Annotated in this window: 15 protein-coding genes; 13 read left to right on the top strand and 2 right to left on the bottom strand. The window is 47.9% G+C overall.

The window, feature by feature from the left end:
• The first annotated feature begins 5 nt into the window (after positions 1-5).
• The 4 genes from AC5ZC7_RS13985 to AC5ZC7_RS13970 all read left to right on the top strand — a co-directional run bounded on the left by AC5ZC7_RS13985 (position 6) and on the right by AC5ZC7_RS13970 (position 9534).
• Positions 6-3473, top strand: a complete 3468-nt coding sequence (locus AC5ZC7_RS13985) for a SusC/RagA family TonB-linked outer membrane protein (RefSeq protein ID WP_496161932.1) — start codon at positions 6-8, stop codon at positions 3471-3473.
• Between the two features lie 18 nt (positions 3474-3491).
• A complete protein-coding gene (locus tag AC5ZC7_RS13980) occupies positions 3492-4964 on the top strand; it encodes a SusD/RagB family nutrient-binding outer membrane lipoprotein (protein WP_496161931.1) in 1473 nt (490 codons plus the stop codon).
• Between the two features lie 168 nt (positions 4965-5132).
• Positions 5133-7382 (top strand): hypothetical protein, encoded by a 2250-nt coding sequence (locus tag AC5ZC7_RS13975; protein WP_496161930.1) that lies wholly within the window; start codon positions 5133-5135, stop codon positions 7380-7382.
• Between the two features lie 10 nt (positions 7383-7392).
• Positions 7393-9534, top strand: a complete 2142-nt coding sequence (locus AC5ZC7_RS13970; protein ID WP_496161929.1) for a hypothetical protein — start codon at positions 7393-7395, stop codon at positions 9532-9534.
• A 64-nt stretch (positions 9535-9598) separates the two neighbouring features.
• On the opposite strand, the gene AC5ZC7_RS13965 is transcribed toward AC5ZC7_RS13970, so the two are convergent.
• Together AC5ZC7_RS13965 and AC5ZC7_RS13960 are read right to left on the bottom strand one after the other, a co-directional pair.
• Complete coding sequence (locus AC5ZC7_RS13965; RefSeq protein WP_496161928.1) at positions 9599-10180, bottom strand: NAD(P)H-dependent oxidoreductase; 582 nt, start codon at positions 10178-10180, stop codon at positions 9599-9601.
• Between the two features lie 76 nt (positions 10181-10256).
• Entirely contained in the window at positions 10257-10826 is a 570-nt protein-coding gene (locus tag AC5ZC7_RS13960) for a cyclic nucleotide-binding domain-containing protein (protein ID WP_496161927.1), read from the bottom strand.
• 78 nt (positions 10827-10904) lie between these two features.
• Between AC5ZC7_RS13960 and AC5ZC7_RS13955 the strand changes: the two genes are divergently transcribed.
• From AC5ZC7_RS13955 to vgrG, 9 genes are all read left to right on the top strand, one after another.
• Positions 10905-11702: a redoxin domain-containing protein gene (locus tag AC5ZC7_RS13955; protein WP_496161926.1), complete on the top strand. Its 798-nt coding sequence runs from the start codon at positions 10905-10907 to the stop codon at positions 11700-11702.
• 532 nt (positions 11703-12234) lie between these two features.
• Positions 12235-12807 (top strand): contractile injection system cap protein, encoded by a 573-nt coding sequence (locus AC5ZC7_RS13950; RefSeq protein WP_496161925.1) that lies wholly within the window; start codon positions 12235-12237, stop codon positions 12805-12807.
• 3 nt (positions 12808-12810) lie between these two features.
• A complete protein-coding gene (locus tag AC5ZC7_RS13945) occupies positions 12811-13845 on the top strand; it encodes a hypothetical protein (RefSeq protein ID WP_496161924.1) in 1035 nt (344 codons plus the stop codon).
• Positions 13846-13856: 11 nt separating this feature from the next.
• Complete coding sequence (locus AC5ZC7_RS13940) at positions 13857-15677, top strand: phage tail sheath C-terminal domain-containing protein (RefSeq protein ID WP_496161923.1); 1821 nt, start codon at positions 13857-13859, stop codon at positions 15675-15677.
• A 36-nt stretch (positions 15678-15713) separates the two neighbouring features.
• Complete coding sequence (locus AC5ZC7_RS13935; RefSeq protein WP_496161922.1) at positions 15714-16196, top strand: contractile injection system inner tube protein; 483 nt, start codon at positions 15714-15716, stop codon at positions 16194-16196.
• 5 nt (positions 16197-16201) lie between these two features.
• Positions 16202-16666 carry a contractile injection system inner tube protein gene (locus AC5ZC7_RS13930; RefSeq protein WP_496161921.1) on the top strand — a complete coding sequence of 155 codons (465 nt, stop codon included), beginning with the start codon at positions 16202-16204 and terminating at the stop codon, positions 16664-16666.
• Between the two features lie 12 nt (positions 16667-16678).
• A complete protein-coding gene (locus tag AC5ZC7_RS13925; protein WP_496161920.1) occupies positions 16679-16858 on the top strand; it encodes a DUF5908 family protein in 180 nt (59 codons plus the stop codon).
• A gap of 1 nt (position 16859) precedes the next feature.
• A complete protein-coding gene (locus tag AC5ZC7_RS13920; RefSeq protein WP_496161919.1) occupies positions 16860-17651 on the top strand; it encodes a CIS tube protein in 792 nt (263 codons plus the stop codon).
• Entirely contained in the window at positions 17648-19345 is a 1698-nt protein-coding gene (vgrG, locus tag AC5ZC7_RS13915; protein ID WP_496161918.1) for a type VI secretion system tip protein VgrG, read from the top strand. Before AC5ZC7_RS13920 ends, vgrG begins: the two co-directional genes overlap by 4 nt.
• The last annotated feature ends 2 nt before the right edge of the window (positions 19346-19347 follow it).

Genomic DNA, 19347 nt, shown 5'->3' with positions numbered 1-19347 from the left:
CAGTTATGCAAAAGAGCTTTACGAAGCTTTATGCTCCATGGAGCGCCATGCTGCTGTTATTGCTGGTGTTGGGGATGTCTGCCCCTGCCCAGCAGTTAATGGTAAATAGCGGAAACACTCCAGGGGAAGCAGGTTCTATCTCCCTACGCCAAATGCTGACCGACCTGGAAAACAGGCTGAATGTCAGCTTCAACTACTCGCCTGCACAGGTGACAGACAAATTTGTAGCTACCAAACCCGGACGGCTAAACGCTGCCAACCTGGATGTACAGCTAACAAAAATGCTTTCGCCCCTGGGACTACAGGCAGTAAAACTCAGTGAACACGATTACGCCATCCGCACCACTACTGTCGCCAAAGTAACCACCACTGCGGCAGATGTACAGGTGAAAGGTACCGTAACGGATCAAAAGGGTACACCGCTACCAGGTGTAACGGTGCACGAAAAAGGTACTAACAACGGCACCGTTACAGATGCAGAAGGACATTTCTCGCTCCGCGTGGCCAGCGCCAATGCAGTGCTGTCGTTCCGCTTTGTGGGCTATGTTGCCCAGGAACAGAAAGCCGGAAATGGCAATCTGCAGGTACAACTCGTACAGGATATACGTAGCCTGGACGACGTGGTAGTAACGGCCCTCGGCATTAAACGCCAGGAGAAAGCACTCGGGTACTCCATCGCTACCATCAAAGGCGACCAGGTGAGCACAGTGAAAGAAGTGAACGTGGCCAACGCGTTATCTGGTAAAGTAGCGGGTGTAAACGTAAGAGCTACCAGTTCTGATCCTGCCGGTACTGCACTGGTAACCATCCGCGGTCAAAGTAGTCTTAGCGATTATAATCAGCCTTTATACGTATTGGATGGCATTCCCATCTCTTCAGGTGTCCGCACACCCAAGCAAACGGTAGGACAGGTAGTAGTGGACTACGGTAGCACAATCGCCGATATTAACCCGGACGACATCGCCAGTATTACGGTGTTGAAAGGTGCCAGCGCTTCTGCTTTATACGGTTCTCGTGCTATCAATGGCGTGATACTGATCACCAGTAAGTCAGGCTCCGGGCTTACAAAAGGCCTCGGTGTTTCTGTCAACTCCAGCGCCATGTTCGACCAACCCTGGTTATTTCCCAAGTTCCAGAATGAATTTGGTTCCGGTGACCGGGAAGGCTCCGATGAAACGATCTCAGATGCCAGTTGGGGACCGCGACTGGATGTAGGTACCAAGCATGTTCAGTGGAACAGCCCATTGGATGCCAATGGCCAGCCTATTGCAACAGATTGGGTATCTTATCCTAACCGCTTTAAAGATTTTTTCCGCACAGGATCTACTTTTACCAATAACATTGCTGTTAGTGGGAATAACAAAGAAGGTAGTTTTCGCCTTTCTTTCACTAATCTGAAAAATGAAGGCATTATCCCCAATACAGATTTGAAAAGAAATACCCTGAACCTGGCAGCAGCATATAACCTCAAACCCAATATCCGGGTGAGCACCAATATTGGTTACACAAAAAATGCCAGCAATAATCGTCCTACGTTTAACCGGGGTAGTGTTAGTAATATTGTATATACTACCACGCCAAACGTAGATATCAGACAACTCCGCAATTACTGGATGCCGGGCAGAGAAGGACTGCAACAGTTTTCTCATGTGCCGGGATCTACAGATAATCCTTACCTGGTAGCCTACGAATTCACCAACGGATTTGACCGTGATCGTATGACAGGAAACGTGCAAATTGATCTCCAGCTCACCAAAGAGTTGTCGCTCATGGCACGTACCGGGATGGATCTCTATTCTGAAACCCGCGAAAGCAAACGCCCTTTTAGTGCCATTAGAAATAAAACGGGCGCCTATGCTTTGGAAACCGAATATTTCCGGGAACAGAATACCGACTTCCTGTTGAGTTATAAAAAGAACATCAATAAAGATTTCTTCGTTTCGGTATCTGGTGGTGCCAATCGTATGAATCAATTTGGGAAAGGATCCTCCCAGAAATCGGAGGCCCTGGTAATCCCCCAACTGTATACAATTGCCAATGCTAAAGCTGGTACGGTGGTAAATAACTCTTATAGGTCTAACAAAAGGATCAATAGTGTGTATGGTATGGGACAGGTGAGTTACCGGAACTATGCCTTCCTGGACCTCACCGCGCGCAACGACTGGTCCAGCACATTGCCAATGGCCAACAATTCCTATTTCTATCCTTCCGCTTCACTAAGCCTGATTGTATCGGATATGTTGGGACTCAAATCTGATGTATTATCTTTTGCCAAAGTCCGGGTGAACTGGGCGCAGGTAGGAGGAGATGCGCCTCCCTATCAACTCTACAACACGTTTAATTTTGGACAGGATTGGGGTGATGTGAAACAGGCCAATATCAGTGACGTGCTGAAAAATAACGAGTTAAAACCATTGATCGCTACTTCACACGAACTTGGAGCCGACTTGCGTTTCCTGAAAGGACGTATAGGACTTGACTTTACTTATTATAATACGGTGAGTCGTAACCAGATTATTAATATTCCGGTTACCAAAGCTACTGGCTATTCAAATATGGTCACCAACGCAGGTAAAATTCAGAACAGGGGTATTGAAATTGGGTTAAGTGCTACGCCGGTGGCAGGCCCATTCCGCTGGGATCTGCAATTAAATTATACCCGTAATCGTAATAAAGTATTGGAGTTGAAGGAAGGTCTCAGCAGTTATTTCCTCGGAAGCGCCGAGGGAGTTCGCTTCCTGGTGAAGGAAGGTACAGAAATGGGAGATATGTATGCGCAGACCTGGATCACCGTACCAGATGGTGAATTCAAAGGACAACCTTTATTGAGCGATGAAGGTGGGTATCAGAAAGGAAATGATTACGTAAAGATTGGTAACTATAATCCCAATTTTATGTTGGGAATCAGTAACACATTTACCTACAAAGGATTTGCGCTGAATGTGCTGATCGACTGGCGCCAGGGAGGTAACTTCTTCTCTTATGTAGCCAAGAACCTGCTGAGTGATGGTCGTACACAAACTACCGTACCTGGCCGTGATCCTAAAACCGGTGGCTTATCATGGACAGATGCCGATGGAAACAAACGTACCGATGGAATGATCCTCTTTGGTTACGTGAGCGATGGTAACGGAAAATATAAGCTCAACGACAACGTCACAGATCCTGAAAATTACTATGGTGAATACTACTGGGATTTTCCAGCCCGTTCTACTTTCGATGCCAGCTATGTGAAGTTGCGCGAAGCTTCGCTGACCTATGCTTTCCCCAAGAAAATGCTGGGCAAGCTGCCATTGAATAACCTGAGTATTTCGTTGATTGCACGTAATCTCTTTACCTGGACGGCCGCAGAATCTGGATATGATCCGGAAACAGCAATGACGCTCACTAACGGCAGCTTCTCACCAGGCGTTGCCAGTTGGGGATTGCCTTATACCCGTTCTTATGGCGCTAAAATAGGTTTCAATTTCTAAACCAAAAATTGTATGGTGATGCTACGCATACCTCTAAAATATTATATACTGGGAATCGGATTGGTTTTCGCATCCTGCAAGAAAGGATTTGAAGAGATCAACACCAATCCGAATGAATCAGAAGTGATCAGCCCGGAGTTCCTGATGTCAACCGTAATCATTAATACGGCTTATGGTTATCAGAAGGAAGCTTATTTCGATAAACCTGCTTCTGCCGGCCGTTATATTACGATGGTGCGCAATGAAGGGAATGATAAATTCGATTGGGGACCGCAAAGTTGGGACGACTATTATGGAAGACTCTCTGCCAACCAGGAGATGATGGGCCTTGCTACCAAATTGAATTTACCCCAATACCTCGCAGTAGGTAAAATCATGGCGGCTTTTAATTTCGCATATGCCTCGGATCTTTTCGGCGATATTCCTTACACGGATGCGTTACGCCTGAAACAAGACCGCATCACGCATCCAAAGTATGATCAGCAGCAAACAGTATACCCTGCGTTATTGCAATCGCTTAAAGACGCTAATAACGACCTGCCTAAGTTGTCGGGTAGTATTGATCCCAAAGCAGATGCGATGTACGGAGGAGTGCCCTTAAAATGGCAGAAATTCGCTAACTCTTTGCGCCTTCGGATGCTGCTGCGCATTTCCAAAAATTATGCACCTGCTTTTACGGAAATGCAGGAAATCCTGAACGACAAAACCAAATACCCCATCTTCGAAAGTAACGCCGACAACGCAGAAATCGTCTATAAAGGTGCGGTAAGTGCTGATAGCTGGCCGGGTAGCACACAGGGTAGCTCTGTGGACGAATTCGACAAACGTAAGCCCAGTAAGGAAATTGTAGATGCCTTATTGCAGCGCAACGATCCCCGTTTGGCCGTATGGATTGCACCGGTAGACTCACTTAATGGATGGAAAACAGATCCCAATGTATATGTAGGAGTACCCAATGCCATTCCTGCACCGTATGACTATAACGGTGGTAAAACACACATCTCCCGTTTGTCTTTACTATTCACTAAACCCAGCGACGCGATGCTGAAGGCCAGCATGCTCACGTATGCAGAAGTATGCTTCATTCTCGCAGAATGCGTACAGGCAGGGAAAGTAACAGTGCCGGGTAAAACAGCAGAAAGCCTCTATTACGATGGAATCCTCAATAACATGAAGTTCTATGGTGTAGATAAAGCGGCTACTGATGCACATTACTTCGATCAGCCTTTGGTAAAATATAATGGTACACTGGAACAATTGATAGGTCAGAAATGGATTGCCGGCTTCCTGAAAGGAGCAGAGGCCTGGTTCGACAACCGTCGTACCGGATTCCCCAAATTCGTATTGGGACCATTATCTTCAACTCCGGTATTGCCTAAACGCTATATCTATCCTACCGGTGAGCGTGATACCAATGAAGCTGAATATCAAAAAGCGGTAGCGGTATTCGGTCCTGATAAACAAACTACCCTGATGTGGTATTTGAAATAGCTGTTAGCCATTAGCTGTTAGCTGTTAGCTGTTAGCTGTTAGCAAATGCAGCGAAGATTAGCATAACATAAACTTCGCTGCATTTGCTAACAGCTAACAGCTAACCGCTAACCGCTAAAAGCTTCCTCGTCCTACTATTCCTTTTTTGGTTAAGCCGATTCAAATGACATGATGAGAGGATTTTTTACGATACTTTTTTTTATTCCACTGTTATGCCCTGCTGCCGCCTGGCAACAGGTAACAATTGTTACAAAAGATAAACAGATCGCTGCCCTGGTTTTACAGGAAGAAGTACAACGCCGTACTGGCATCACCTGGCCAATCAGTAACAGGATGCCGGAAAAGGGGCAGGTGATCGTATTTACACCTATTCCCTGCGCCCCCGAATCGTATCATATTCGTACAATTAGCGGGAAAAACAAACAAATGATACAGGTAGAGGGCGATGGTACCCGTGGCCTGTTATATGGCGCCGGTTATTTACTCCGCAACATGCAATATGAACGACAACAGGTAACGTTGCCGGATATACTAAAAGTAGATGCTGCCCCGGAAAAAGCCGTGCGCGGACATCAGATCGGCTACCGCAACCTCGCTAACTCGTACGATGGATGGACACCGGAACAATACGAGCAATACATCCGCGACCTCGCGCTCTTTGGGGCCAACACGATTGAGGCGATTCCTTTTATGCCGCCATCTCCCCATTTCCACCTTCCTTCCATGGACATGAACCTGCGCATCAGCGGTTTTTGTCAAAAATATGACCTGGACTTTTCTGTATGGACACCCGCCACCTTTGACCTCAAAGACATTGATAAAAGAAAACATTACCTGCTGCAATTCGATACCCTGCTCCGGCAGGCGCCCCGTCTCGATGCAGTATTCTTTCCCGGCGGAGATCCCGGCGATAATGCACCACAACAAGTCATTCCCCTGCTGGAAGAATTATCCGTTGCCTTAAAAAAGTATCATCCGAAAGCACGCATCTGGCTGTCGCTGCAAGGCTATACACCCGATCAGTGTGCGTTCGTTTATTCCTATATCCATCAACATCAGCCAATGTGGTTAGGAGGGATCGTTGTTGGTCCCTCCAGCCCTTCGCTGGAAGATACCCGGGCCGCACTGCCCGCAAAGTATCCCATCCGTCACTACCCGGATATCACGCATACGGTGCGTTGCGATTACCCCGTACTCTGGTGGGATCCCGCGTTTGCGTATACCCTTGGCCGTGAGCCGGTAAATCCGCAACCGCTGTATTATACCAATATCTATCGTTTTATTGCACCCACCATGGACGGCTTTGTCAGCTACTCCGACGGTGCGCACGATGATCTCAATAAAATGGTATGGAGCATGCTGGGCTGGAACAGCCAGGCCAATGTACGGGACATGCTGCTACAATACTGTCATTACTTTTTTGGCAGCGCCTTTGCCGCAGAAGCCGCCGATGGTATACTGGCGCTGGAAAAGAACTGGGAGGGTCCTGTTGCCGACAACGGCGGTATACCCGCTACACTCACCTGCTGGCAAAAGTTGGAGCAGCAACACCCGGAACTGGCCGGCAACTGGCGCTGGCAGATGTGCCTGCTCAGGGCTTACTATGACGCCTATACGAGACAACGCGCTATTCGCGAAGCCGCTTTGGAAGCCGCTGCCAACCGCACGTTGCTGGAAGGCGGCGATGCCATGGGCCGCGCAGAAGCAATATTACAACAGGCAGACAGCATCATCATGCCTCAATGGCATGATCGCATTGTAGCCTTGTGCGATGACCTCTTTCAATCCGTTGCCCTCCAAACCAGCGTAGCAAAATACCAGGCTGCCGGACCGGAAAGAGGCGCTGTACTGGATTTCCTCGACCGCCCCCTGAATAATCGCTGGTGGCTGGAAGACAGGTTCAAATATATTCGCACACTACCGGAAACGGACCAACGAAAAGCACTGGACACGATCGCGCGCTGGGAAAATCCTGGTCCCGGCAGTTACTACGATGCCGTGGGTAATATTGGCAAATCCCCCCATGTGGTACGCACGGAAGACCAACACACAGATCCGTTGGTACGCAGGAGCGATGCCCCGGGATTTGATTGGTGGGAGAGTGGCCGCAGCCGTAAACGGATGTCGTGGATGATAAGCCTGCGCTGGCCTTCGGCCATGCGCTACGATCACCTCGATACCACGGCCCGCTACGAGGTACAGGTAACCGGCTATGGTGAATGCCTGCTGCGCGCCAATGGCGTATTATTAACACCCGGTCGCTACGATAAAGGCATTGGCGAACGCAAAACGTTTGCGATACCCGCCACCTTAAGTAAAACCGGCACCCTCGTACTTACCTGGGATCCAATAGATGAGGAACACCTGAACTGGCGTCAACATTCAAGGGTCACCGAAGTGTGGCTGATTAAATTATAAAACAACTGGAATGAAGCAATTAACAATCCTCGCAGCAGGTCTGCTGCTGTGGTGTACTTCCCATGCCGCCACAGACCTGCCTTTCACGCAGGCAGTATCAGTGAAATACAACGTTCCGGCAGGACTACAGCTGCTCAAAGTAATTATTGACTACAATGATAACGTACAGGTATTAACCTCCCGGGGTTTCTACCGGCTGAGTGGCAACGACCTGGTAAGAGATGTCCGCTTCCGCCCGTTGGCACAGAAAATCCCGGTAGATGTCACCACCCGGGAAACCAGCGGTCACCTGTATTATCTCTATGCAGATAAATGTTTGACCAATGGATACGCAGGTATACCGTATATCAATTTACCACTGAATAAATTTAACCGGGTGGCAGTAGATGCTACCGGCCGCATGCTGCTGAGCGGCAACAATGCACTCGCCATTGGCGTCAATGGCAAACTGCAGGAGCTGCCCGCACTGCCGGAGAATATTCAAAGCATGGCCGCCAATGCAGGCACCTTCTTTATCCTCACCAATAAAGCCGTGTATCGCTTGGACGGCGACCGCTTCGTGTCCGTACATGCCGTTAAAGACGCGACTGCGATGGCATTCAATGGCAATGACGTAATACTCGGTACCCGCAACGGCTACTACGCTATCAACAGCCGCAACGGCGATACCAGTTTGTCTTTGCAGGTACGTGTACCCGTTCCCGATATCAACGCATTACTGGTGGTAAATGGACATGTCTGGGCAGGTACACCCCGGGGTGCATTCATGAAAACCAGTGCCGGCGACTACCGCTATTTCGCTTCCCGCCGCTGGCTCAACCAGGACGACGTAAAATCCCTGGCAACAGATAGTAACGGTGACGTATATATCTTAACAGCTACCGGTCTCAATAAAATTGCATTTACCCAACAAACTTTCGCACAGAAAGCGGCCTATTTTGAACGTAAAATCCGGGAACGCCATATCAGATATGGCTTTATTTCCAATGTACAACTGAATACTCCCGGCGATGTTGCCTCGGCGGAAATGGCGGATACTGATAACGATGGCCTCTGGAGCAGCTTCTATCTCGGCAGCCAGGCATTCCGATATGCCACCACGCACGAACCGGTGGCCAAACGCTACGCCTGGGAAGCTTTTGAAGCCTTTGAAAGAATCTTGTCCATCAACCAGCTCACCGGGTTTCCTTCCCGCACCTTCGAAAGAAAAGGATACAAGAATTCAGATCCGGAAAGATGGCGCAACTCACCGGATTCCGAATGGGAATGGAAAGGACATACCAGCAGCGACGAATACGTAGCCTACATCTGGATAACAGCTGTACTACATGAAATGGTAGCAGAAACACCGGAAGAAAAACAACGGGTGGCCGCTTTTATCGACAAGATCATGACCCATATTATCGATCATAAATACACCATGGTAGATATCGATAATAAGCCCACCCTCTGGGCACGCTGGGGACCAGAATATATCAACTGGTATCCTGAAACCATTGGGGATCGCCGGCTCGGGAGTACTACTATCATCGCAGGTTTACAGTTGGCCTATGCGCTTACCGGTAAGGAACGCTACAAAACAGAAGCCTATAAATTGCTGAACAAGTATGGCTATCTGAAAAATATCCAGATCGACTATCATAAAATAAAATCAACCCCCGGCTATCTGCACATGGGCATCGATATGGGTACCGGCGGCTGGAATCATTCCGACGATGAAATGGCGTTTCTTACCTACTGGGTATTATATAACTATGCCTTTACCGATGAACTGAAACAACAGTACAAAGGGGCTATCCGTAATCACTGGGAGATGGAACGGCCGGAAAAAAATGGATTGTGGAACCTCATTACCCGCGCCACTGCCGGCGACTACGATGCAGATGCCACTACCTGGTGGCTGCAAACTTTCCCGATGGATCAAATTACCTGGACTATACAAAACTCCCATCGGAAAGATATCACATTACTGCCGGCCAACTTCCGCAATCAAACCACCGCAATATTGTTACCACTGGATGAACTGCCTGTGCACCGGCACAATGCTAACGCATTCACCCTGGATGGCGGCCATGATGGCGATTCCGAACTGGCAGGAGATGAATATTTGTTGCCCTATTGGATGGCCCGCTACCTGAAAGTGATTGAATAAAATTCCACGGTGGAGAAGGTGTAAACTCCGGAAACCCTGACAACAAGGGTTTCCGGAGTACTTGTTATTTCCCTTGCTGCGCCAGCCGTTCTATCTGGCGTATCCCTTTTTCCAGCGCCTGCGGGGAACGTAGTTTCATTTTGTCCAGTACCGTAACTTTCACCGGCGACACGCCGCAAAATTCAAGTGTAACGGTTTTCATCGCGCGAATACCAGCATTGCCGTAAAAGATGCGGTTATACCAGGCCGGCGAATCCATGGTAGTGATAATGCGGCCGGATTTATGTTTAAGTAGTTTATCCCAAAATAATGATTTCTCACCACGGTACTTAAACGCTTTGCCAGGGAGAAACACCCGGTCTATGAAGCCCTTGAGTAACGCAGGCATAGTACCCCACCACGTAGGGTATATCCATACCAGGTGACCGGCAGCCTGTATTTTTGCCCAGGCATCGTGCAGGTCAGGTTCCCATTCTGTGCGCTGATGGTATCCATGCCGCAGACTCAGGTCGAAATTTAAATCATACAAATGTATCAGTTCCACCTCGTGTCCTGCTGACTTTGCAGCTTGCTGATAAGTAGTAGCCAGGGCATTGCAATAACTCCCCTGATGGGGATTTCCCTGTATTATCAATATTTTCTTCATACTGTATGTCTGTTACAGTGCGAAATTGCAGGATATACGCACATCATTTTTTGATATAAATCAAATAGTACAATCACTAATACCTGCCCCGCAGCCGGCTGAGCGTTTCGGGTGTGATACCCAGGTAAGAGGCCACATAACCAAGCGGTGCACGTTGTAACAGTGCTGGTTGGGTGTTGAGCAAGGTTTGATAACGTTGTTCGGACGACTGAAAACGGATGGCCTTCAGCTCTTTTTCCTGGTCAAGATAATATTGAGTGATCATTATTCTGCCTAATCTTTCCAGCTCATGATGGGCATCATATAAGGCTTCCAGCGCAGCAAATTCTATGAAGAAAAGCTCACTGTCTTCCAGTGTTTCAATGCCATAAAAGGCCGGTTCATGCGATAGCAGGCTGCTCATTGCACACACAACACATCTCGGTGTGCCAAAAGAAGCAGTGATTTCTTTACCATTATGCGTATAGTAACTCCGCACCAGTCCTGTATGTACAAGGAAAATATATTGTGCCGGCCGGTGTTGATGTTGTATGATTGTTTTCCTGGGATAATGTTCCAGGTACAGGCACTGTTTGAGTGCTGCCTGCGAAGCAGGGGATAGTGGTGTAATGGTATTAAAGTAGTCAATGAGTGCTTGAACAGGCATATGTGATGAGTAAATAACAAAGGTAGGATATTGTGAGATTGAAGTATTGTCGTATTTTTCATTTAAATAACATGAACAATGACCACGTTATATTCCCGCCGCGGGTTGGTACCCTTATTATTACTGTGCGCCTGCACGGTGCTGTCTTGCAAATCTCCTGTAAAACATGCAAAGGCAGGTGACGCTATTGTGCCGCCGGAGAAAATCCTGGCAGATGGCTTTATGAGTTACAAACAAAATGTGCTGAACCTCGCGGCTAATTTCACGCCTTTGGATACTGCCGGGCATCCCATCACCCGGGAGGCTTTCCTGCGGGCATTTAGTAGTGGCGACTACCTGCCGTTGAAGGTATGGTCCGATAAAGACAGCAACAGCTACCAGTTGTATAAGTTGCCGGATTTCACGAGCAGTAGCACCAGGAGCGTTATCTCGTATTACGGGAACGTTTATTGGCAACATTATAAGAGAGAAGGAGAGCCATTGCCGGTTTTTAATTTTACAGACGTCAATGGTGTTGTCTATAACAACGCCACATTAAAAGATAAAATAGTTGACCTCAAATTTTGGTTCGTGCATTGCGCCGCCTGCGTAGCCGAAATGCCCGCGTTAAATGAATTGGTGGAAAAATACCGCAATCATAAAGACGTACTTTTTTTAAGTATGGCATTTGACTCCAGGGAAAAGCTGCGCAACTTCCTTAAGCAAACACGCTTCCTTTATGCTACTATTCCTGTACCAGAGCAGTTTGTTTTGGGAGATATGAAAATCAGCACCTTTCCCACACATATGATCATCCGTAACGGGGTTATTCAAAAAATTCCGGAGTCGGATATAGAGCTGACGACTACATTACATGAAATAGTATCGATGAAATAGGCCGCATTTTGAAAGTGCTGCAGTAAATGGATGAGGGTATTCCCGCAATTTGGCTGTTGCGTACTTTTCCCTGTTGCTGTTTTTTTGTTTTTTATCGGGAGATGATAACCGCTATGATAGCGCATTCTGCATCGGTTGGCGTAAAAAGGAATCCTGACTTACAACGTTTGCAATAAGGAAAGTTTATTTAATGGATTTTGTATTTTAATTTATTTTGTCTAGTTTCATGTCTGGAAATAATCGATGCCCCAAAACCCCAAAGTATCGGATTTAGAATTGTAAGTGTAACTCCCAAAAAAAATCACAAAATGGTCACGTTGATGTTATGAACTTCGGAAGAGGTCATTTTTCACAGCTGAAGTGTTTGCCGCTTTGCCGCGTTGCAGCTACTATTCACTGTGGTTCTCGGTTGTGAACCGTATAGTCTGACTATACAGTTTCGCAAGTCTTCATGATGCCTGTGCGTGGTGTGTCGCCCTATTTGACATATACGTGCTAACGGAATTTTGTTGCCCTAAAATCAACATATTTTATGATTGATCTATTGCTTGCAGAGATGGTAGCAAAGCTGAATCTCTATTTTAGTCTGCGATCAAAAGGTGGCCCCGGCGATTTATTTGAGTGCATGATCGGAGACGTGTCTATTCACGATAAAAACGCCGAAGGCGGCGGAGAAGAAGGGTTTCACGACAAAGTAATCCTGACACTGGTATCGGTGGAAGAAGAAAATGCGCTGAGAAATAATTATCCGCTCCGGGAAGTGGGTACCAGTTTCGTCAAAGAAAAAAGCGCGGTATATATTAATGCTTACCTGCTGCTATCTGCAAAATACGATTCTTACGTTACCAGCATGCAGGCCATCAGCCAGGTGATCAGCTGTTTTCAATCGAACCGCCGGCTGAGTATTACCGTTGATGGCGACGAGCAGGAAGCAGTCATCAATTTACATAACCTCGGCTTCGAAAATCTCAACAACCTCTGGACGGTAATGGGAGGCAGATACCTGCCCTCTGTGATCTATAAAGCACGCGTATTAATGTTCCAGCAGGCGCCACCTGTAAATGGCTCACTGATTACAGATATCCATGGCGATGAAACTGTTTAACTGATGTTACATTTTAAATATACCCCACTGGTTTCCCTTGAAATAAAGCATGCATTCTATAGCAATGCACATGCAACGGACGCCCTGTTTATCCCCACACCATCTGCACTGGCAGTAATGGATGCATACGGGATGAAATTCCGGCAGTCAGATGGTAACCTGAAAATATATTTGAAACTTGATGAGGCCGGAGATCCCTTCATACAGCTGGATACAGTCGTAGACTTGTATTTCGGCATACAGATCAAAACAGACCTCCTCAATATTACACAAAGCTTTGGTAAAGGCCGTTACTGGTTTTCCAATCTGAAAGAAGATGGTACCTACCAACAACAGCTACTACTATCCGCTACCAATGAATTGCCGGATATGGCCGGTCAGCAAACGATGCTGAACTTTCCGGCAGGCACCGTAGATAGCGTAACGCTGAAACGTCCGGCTGCTACGCCTTCTGGTTGGATAACCGTGAGCACCAACGCCGTAGAAAAAAACAGCGGCGCCGTGAAAATTGTGGCAGCAGATCCCGGTCTTTATCTCCTCGAAAAAAAACTGACAGGCGGCGGAACAGCTACCGCAAAAATGGTATTGAGCGATGAACTCATGCAACAAAACAATAACTGGGCAGTATTACATCTCCAGCTAAAACCAGGAGATAACAACCAGGTATTTACGCTGACCCTGGGCGCCCGCGCCTCCAAATGGCAGTATTATCTCGTAGAACCAGTGGATAGAGGTGGTGCACAGGTAGATCCTACTAAACTCACCATTGCCTACAGCGCATCAAATAGTTCCCGCTATCCAACGAATGTAGTGATTCAAAAACGCCCGCCTTCTCCCACAGAAAAAACATACATCGATGGCCTTAAAGCAGATGGGAAAATAAAAGAAGTCTACCTCTTTGAATCGCTTGTCCCAATTGTGTTGGCAGATGGAGAACAGCCTGTGGTAAAACTGAACAAAGATCCTGGAATAGCAATAGGTCCTATTGCTATTCCCGACAGAAGCATGAAAAATACAACTATCATTTATAAACTCTAAAAGCAAATAACATGGCAGCTTTGCTAGATTTAAGAATGCCTGGCGTCTACACCCAGGAAATTTCTACGCTTCCCCCAACGGTGGGCGTGGTCCCCAGCGCCGTACCCGTTTTCATTGGCAACACCCAGAAAGCAGATAAGAAAGGGGTGAGCCTGAGTGGAAAACCCACCAGGATTAAGTCGATGAAAGAGTATGAAGATTTGTTCGGCACCGCGCCGCTACAACACCTCGAAGTAACCATCGATGAAAGCACCGGTACCCCCGATGTAACAGTAGCCGCGCCAACAGACTTCAAATACAAAATGTATCACTCCCTGTTGTTTTATTATGCAAACGGTGGAGGCCCCTGCTATATCCTTTCTGTTGGCGGATTTGATACAGACCCAGATGCAAACGCTATTAAAACGGCCATTGCCAGTTTAACAAAAGTACAGGAAGTAACGATGCTTGTTTTCCCTGACGGTACCTCGCTGTCGGAAGATCAATACCAGTCCGGCGTCATCACCACCGCCCTGCAACATTGCAGCAAAATGAAAGACCGGGTAACGATCATCGATTTGCACGACAAAAACGGCGATAGCATCGATGCCATTGAAAATGGCTTCCAGACCAGGATGCCATCTGATATCGAATTCAAAAAATACGGGATGACGTATTATCCCTACATTAAAACCATCTTCAGCTATAACTATGCAGAATCCGGGGTAGCAGTAACTTCCCACATACAATCTATACCTGGCGATGCAAACACTGTAGCCGATCTCAAAGCCAAAGCCAAAGCTTACCTGGATGCCAACGCAGCACTGCCTGCAGCCGTAGCAAAAGTAGATGGCCTGAAGGCAGAGAAGAAAGCGCTCACTTATCTTAAAACAGCTCTGGATGCATGGGTACAGGCAACTCCCGGCGCCAAAGATGCGGATATGCTGGTACAACTGCTGAAAATATCAGCTGATTCCGGCGTGGCCATACCCGCAGATGTAGCCACAGAGTTAGATAAACCCAGCCCTGCTCCTCAAACCATATTGGCGAAAGCATTGACCGACACAGATACTGCACTGGGGCTGGCCAATACGGCTGCTACCAACGCACAAAACCTGGTCACTTCTACACTCGCTACACTGAAATCGGCGGTAAAGGCACTGGGTAACGGGGTAAGTATTCCGCTCACCAACTTCACCATGGATGTGATCAAAGACGTGAATAATCTCATCTACGGTAAAATCAAAGACGCTATTTCAAATTTAGCGGTAACATTACCACCTTGCGGCGCTATCGCGGGCATCTATGTGCGCACCGATGCTACCGCCGGTGTATGGCAGGCGCCTGCCAACGTCAGCGTTTTCGGTGGCATACAGCCGGCATTGGATATTGATGACGACCTCCATGCCAACCTGAATGCTCCTTCTAATGGAAAAGCAATCAATGCGATCCGCACATACCCCGGTCGTGGTTTGTTGGTATACGGCGCCAGAACACTGGCCGGCAACGACCTCGAATGGAGATATGTAAATGTGCGCCGCACGTTTTGCTTTATAGAAGATTCTGTAGCACTCGCCATGCAGGATTTTGTATTTGCCCCTAACAACGAACAAACCTGGATCAAGGTACGCGCCATGATCAAAAGCTTCCTCAACCGACTCTGGAAAGCAGGTGGCCTCTATGGCAATACGCCCGACGATGCCTACGCAGTGATTTGCAGCGCTCCGGAATCTATGAGCGATGACGATGTGCTCAATGGTATCATGCGCATCTTTATTAAAGTGGCAGTAGCAAGACCAGCAGAGTTCATTGTGTTACAGTACGAGCATAAGTTCGAACTGGCAGAATCCTAATCCTGATTTTTAAAAGCATTTAAACTTTTATAGCAAATGGCAAAGAGTTATCCTTTCCCCAAATTCTATTTCAAGGTATCACGCCCGGAACAGGAATTTAATAGTGCTGACCAGATCGGCTTCACGGAAGTGAGCGGACTGGATTACCAGGTAGACCTGATAGAATATCGCACCGGTAATGACCCCAATTTCTCGAAAATCAAACTGCCGGGATTGCGGAAGTTTGCTAACGTTACCCTGAAAAAAGGCCTGATCCAGGGCTTCAAAGATGCAAATGCAGATTTCTACAGCTGGATCGGCGATGGCGGTAAAGCAGGTTCCGTGCGCAAAAGAGTAAACTACCGCAAAAACATTGTGATTACCCTCAACGATGAAGAAGGTAACCCGGTAGTTGCCTGGACACTGACCAACGCATTCCCTGTGAAAGTGGCCTTCACCGATATGAAAGCGGATGCTAACGAAGTAGCCGTAGAAACACTGGAACTGGCCATTGAAGATTTGTCAGTAGAATATAAATAAATCGTATGCCGGTAATTGGAAATAGTTATCCCCCCGTAGGCTTTTACTTCAAAGTAGTCATTGATGGTATGCCCGACAGCGATTCGGAATTCCAGGAGCTGTCGGGGCTTTCCATGAGCATGGAAACACAATCCGTCAAGGAAGCGGGGGAAAACCGATTTACCCACCAGCTGCCATTGCCTGCACGGGCAGAACCGCTGGTGCTGAAACGGGGACTGAAGGTAAGCTCTCCCTTGGTAGAGTGGTGTCGTAAAGCGATCGAAGACTTCAGCTTTTCACCCAAAAACCTGCACATATTTCTGCTCGATGTGGAAGGCGGCACGCAAGGTAGTCCTAAGCCGCTCATGGCCTGGCACCTGGTAAATGCTTTTCCCACTAAATGGGAAATCACCGGGTTTAATGCGGTGAACAGTGACATCGCCGTGGAAACAATACAGATCAACTATAATTATTTCACCAAATCTTCTTAAATCATTTTCATCATGCCCATTATTATCAGGGAACTGGTGGTGAAAGCCAATGTAACGGCCACTAATCAAAACACGGCCGCTAACCCGGCATCAGTTCCACAGGCAGGCATCTCCGAAGAAGTGAAGGTACGCATCATCGAAGAAGCTGTGCAACAGGTGATGGAGATTTTAGAACGACAAAAAGATCGCTGACATGGACGGTTCAATTAGCAAACTACGCATCGTTTCCCTGCCCGGACCTGATACCTCCGGCAAAGGCGGACTGGGTGGCCTGGGTAGCCTGGATGCCAGTTCCATTGCTGCTACCCTCACCACTAAAATATTCGAGGTACAGATCAACCCGGAATCGATCAGCAGAAGCTTTAGTATCAAGTACAATGAACCGGATACCAAAGGTACACCGGGCACTGAACTGCAATTCGATAAAGTGAACCCGGAAGAACTGGAACTCCGCTTTATATTGGATGGTACCGGCGTGGTGGCACAAAGCACCATGCCTTCGGCAGACCTCATCGGCAGCGTGATGAACCAACTGCCGGCAGATGCACAGGGCGCCTATGTGCCAATACGGGTTGCACAACTGCAGGCCGCTGTATACGACTTCAAAGATGAAAGCCATCGCACCCCCTTTTTGCTGGTACAATATGGCAAGCTCGTATTCATGGGACTACTCCTGAATATGGATATCAACTACAATCTTTTTAGTCCCGATGGCATTCCTCTCCGCGCGGAAATAACGCTGAAAATAAAAGCATATACGCCGTTTAAAGACAGCATGGCATTGTTGTCGTTGCTATCACCGGACCTGAGTCGCCACCATTTGGTGGTGGCGGGGGAGAACATCCTGCGTATCTGCGACGATGTATATGATGATGAAAAATATTACCTGGAAGTAGCCAAAGCCAATCAGCTCACCAACTTCAGGAACCTGCAACCCGGTACCCAGCTGATTCTTCCACCCATCGATAAAACCACGAAAAAATGATCCTGCCACAAACAGCGGAAACGCAAAACAGGGAGACACACAACGTAGCCGTTACCGTTAGGGCCGACGGCAAAGAAGTGACAATGTCCCCTGGTGGCCTGATATCCCTTTCCATCGGGCTGGAATTAAACCGCATCCCCTGGGCCCGGCTGGTATTTGCCGATGGCTCCGTGGAAAAACAGGAATTCACCAAAAGTAACCAGGACCTCTTTTCTCCGGGTAAAACAGTGGAAATCCTGTTGGGATATGAACAAAAAGAAGAAACTGTTTTTAAAGGCATTATTATCCGGCATGCCGTGAAAGTCCAGCAGGACCGCTATTTCCGGATGGAGATAGAATGCCGCGACGCGGCGGTGAAAACAACCGTTGCCCGTAAAAGTCGCTACTTCTACAACGTATCTGATAAAGACCTGGTACAGGACATCCTGAACAACTACCCGGATGTAAGCGCCGGTACGATGGAAAGTCCCGGGTACACCCATAAAGAACTGGTACAATACAATGTAACCGACTGGGACTTCATGCTGTTGCGCGCAGATGCCAACGGGCTTTGCTTGTTGGCATCTGAAGGCACCCTGCATATGAAGAAACCCACGATTAAATCAACACCCGATTTGCAGGTGCAATTTGGTATCGGCAGCCAGGGGATTCCCATCCTGGAATTTGAATCCGAACTGGATGCACGGGATCATTACCCCTCTGTAAAAGGAAGCACCTGGGACTATACCAAACAAGAGGTAATGGAAGAAGATGCCGGTGCCAACAGCAGCGGCGCAGGCGGATTGCTATCTTCCGCTACCAGTGCACTGACAGGCGGGGCTGCACAACGCGACTTCCCCGACGTACTATACAAAGATAACCCGGTACAACTCTACCACGGTGGCGACATGGATACCCAGGAACTCAGCGCCTGGGCCAATGCCAAACAACAACGGGGCACCCTGTCACATGTAAAGGGCCGCGCCGCTATCAATGGCATTAAAGTAGAACCCGGCGACACCCTGCAGGTAAACGGAGTAGGAGACAGGTTTAACGGTACCCATCTCATTACCGGCATATTACACCAGGTCATCAACGGCACCTGGAAAACAGATATACAATTTGGATGGAATAAAAATTTTGCAGCAGATAGTATCACGCCCGCCCCACCAGATGCAGCAGGATTAGTGAGCGGAATCCGCGGACTGCACGCTGGCATTGTATCCAAAATAGAAGGCGACAGCCGTAGTGGTGATTACCGCATACAGGTACGCATCCCTTTTGTAGCACAAAATCCCAACAGCACCAACGCAGAAGGTATCTGGGCCAGGCTGGTCAACATCTACGCCGGCGATAAACGCGGATTTATTTTCCGCCCTGAAATTGGTGATGAAGTCATCGTAGGATTTATCAATAATGATCCCAACGATGCCGTGGTGTTAGGCGCCGTGCATAGTGATAAAAATGTAGCCCCACAGGAATTGCCCGCCAGCGACCAGAACTCCTTGAAAGGCTTTATCGCCAAAGGCGGCATGCAATTCATTTTTGACGACGACAACAAGAAAATTCTGCTCAGCGCCGGCGATAGCAACAGCCCTAAAATAGAACTGGATGGCAGTGGACAGAAGATCAGCATTACGCTGGACGCCAGTACCTCCATCGAATTGTCGGCGCAGGGCATAAAAATAAATGGAACACGCATCGACTTAAACTGATT

It is taken from the genome of Chitinophaga sp. 9-1-y (assembly GCF_059511905.2).
The sequence above is the reverse complement of the archived record's forward strand: the minus strand, read 5'-3'. Positions and strand labels throughout refer to the sequence as shown.

Coding starts and splice junctions, on each gene's coding strand:
- AC5ZC7_RS13950 (WP_496161925.1), top strand. CDS start 12,235: ATGATTGATCTATTGCTTGCAGAGATGGTAGCAAAGCTGAATCTCTAT.
- AC5ZC7_RS13930 (WP_496161921.1), top strand. CDS start 16,202: ATGCCGGTAATTGGAAATAGTTATCCCCCCGTAGGCTTTTACTTCAAA.
- AC5ZC7_RS13935 (WP_496161922.1), top strand. CDS start 15,714: ATGGCAAAGAGTTATCCTTTCCCCAAATTCTATTTCAAGGTATCACGC.
- vgrG (WP_496161918.1), top strand. CDS start 17,648: ATGATCCTGCCACAAACAGCGGAAACGCAAAACAGGGAGACACACAAC.
- AC5ZC7_RS13945 (WP_496161924.1), top strand. CDS start 12,811: ATGTTACATTTTAAATATACCCCACTGGTTTCCCTTGAAATAAAGCAT.
- AC5ZC7_RS13960 (WP_496161927.1), bottom strand. CDS start 10,826: ATGCCTGTTCAAGCACTCATTGACTACTTTAATACCATTACACCACTA.
- AC5ZC7_RS13940 (WP_496161923.1), top strand. CDS start 13,857: ATGGCAGCTTTGCTAGATTTAAGAATGCCTGGCGTCTACACCCAGGAA.
- AC5ZC7_RS13985 (WP_496161932.1), top strand. CDS start 6: ATGCAAAAGAGCTTTACGAAGCTTTATGCTCCATGGAGCGCCATGCTG.
- AC5ZC7_RS13920 (WP_496161919.1), top strand. CDS start 16,860: ATGGACGGTTCAATTAGCAAACTACGCATCGTTTCCCTGCCCGGACCT.
- AC5ZC7_RS13955 (WP_496161926.1), top strand. CDS start 10,905: ATGACCACGTTATATTCCCGCCGCGGGTTGGTACCCTTATTATTACTG.
- AC5ZC7_RS13970 (WP_496161929.1), top strand. CDS start 7,393: ATGAAGCAATTAACAATCCTCGCAGCAGGTCTGCTGCTGTGGTGTACT.
- AC5ZC7_RS13925 (WP_496161920.1), top strand. CDS start 16,679: ATGCCCATTATTATCAGGGAACTGGTGGTGAAAGCCAATGTAACGGCC.
- AC5ZC7_RS13965 (WP_496161928.1), bottom strand. CDS start 10,180: ATGAAGAAAATATTGATAATACAGGGAAATCCCCATCAGGGGAGTTAT.
- AC5ZC7_RS13975 (WP_496161930.1), top strand. CDS start 5,133: ATGATGAGAGGATTTTTTACGATACTTTTTTTTATTCCACTGTTATGC.
- AC5ZC7_RS13980 (WP_496161931.1), top strand. CDS start 3,492: ATGCTACGCATACCTCTAAAATATTATATACTGGGAATCGGATTGGTT.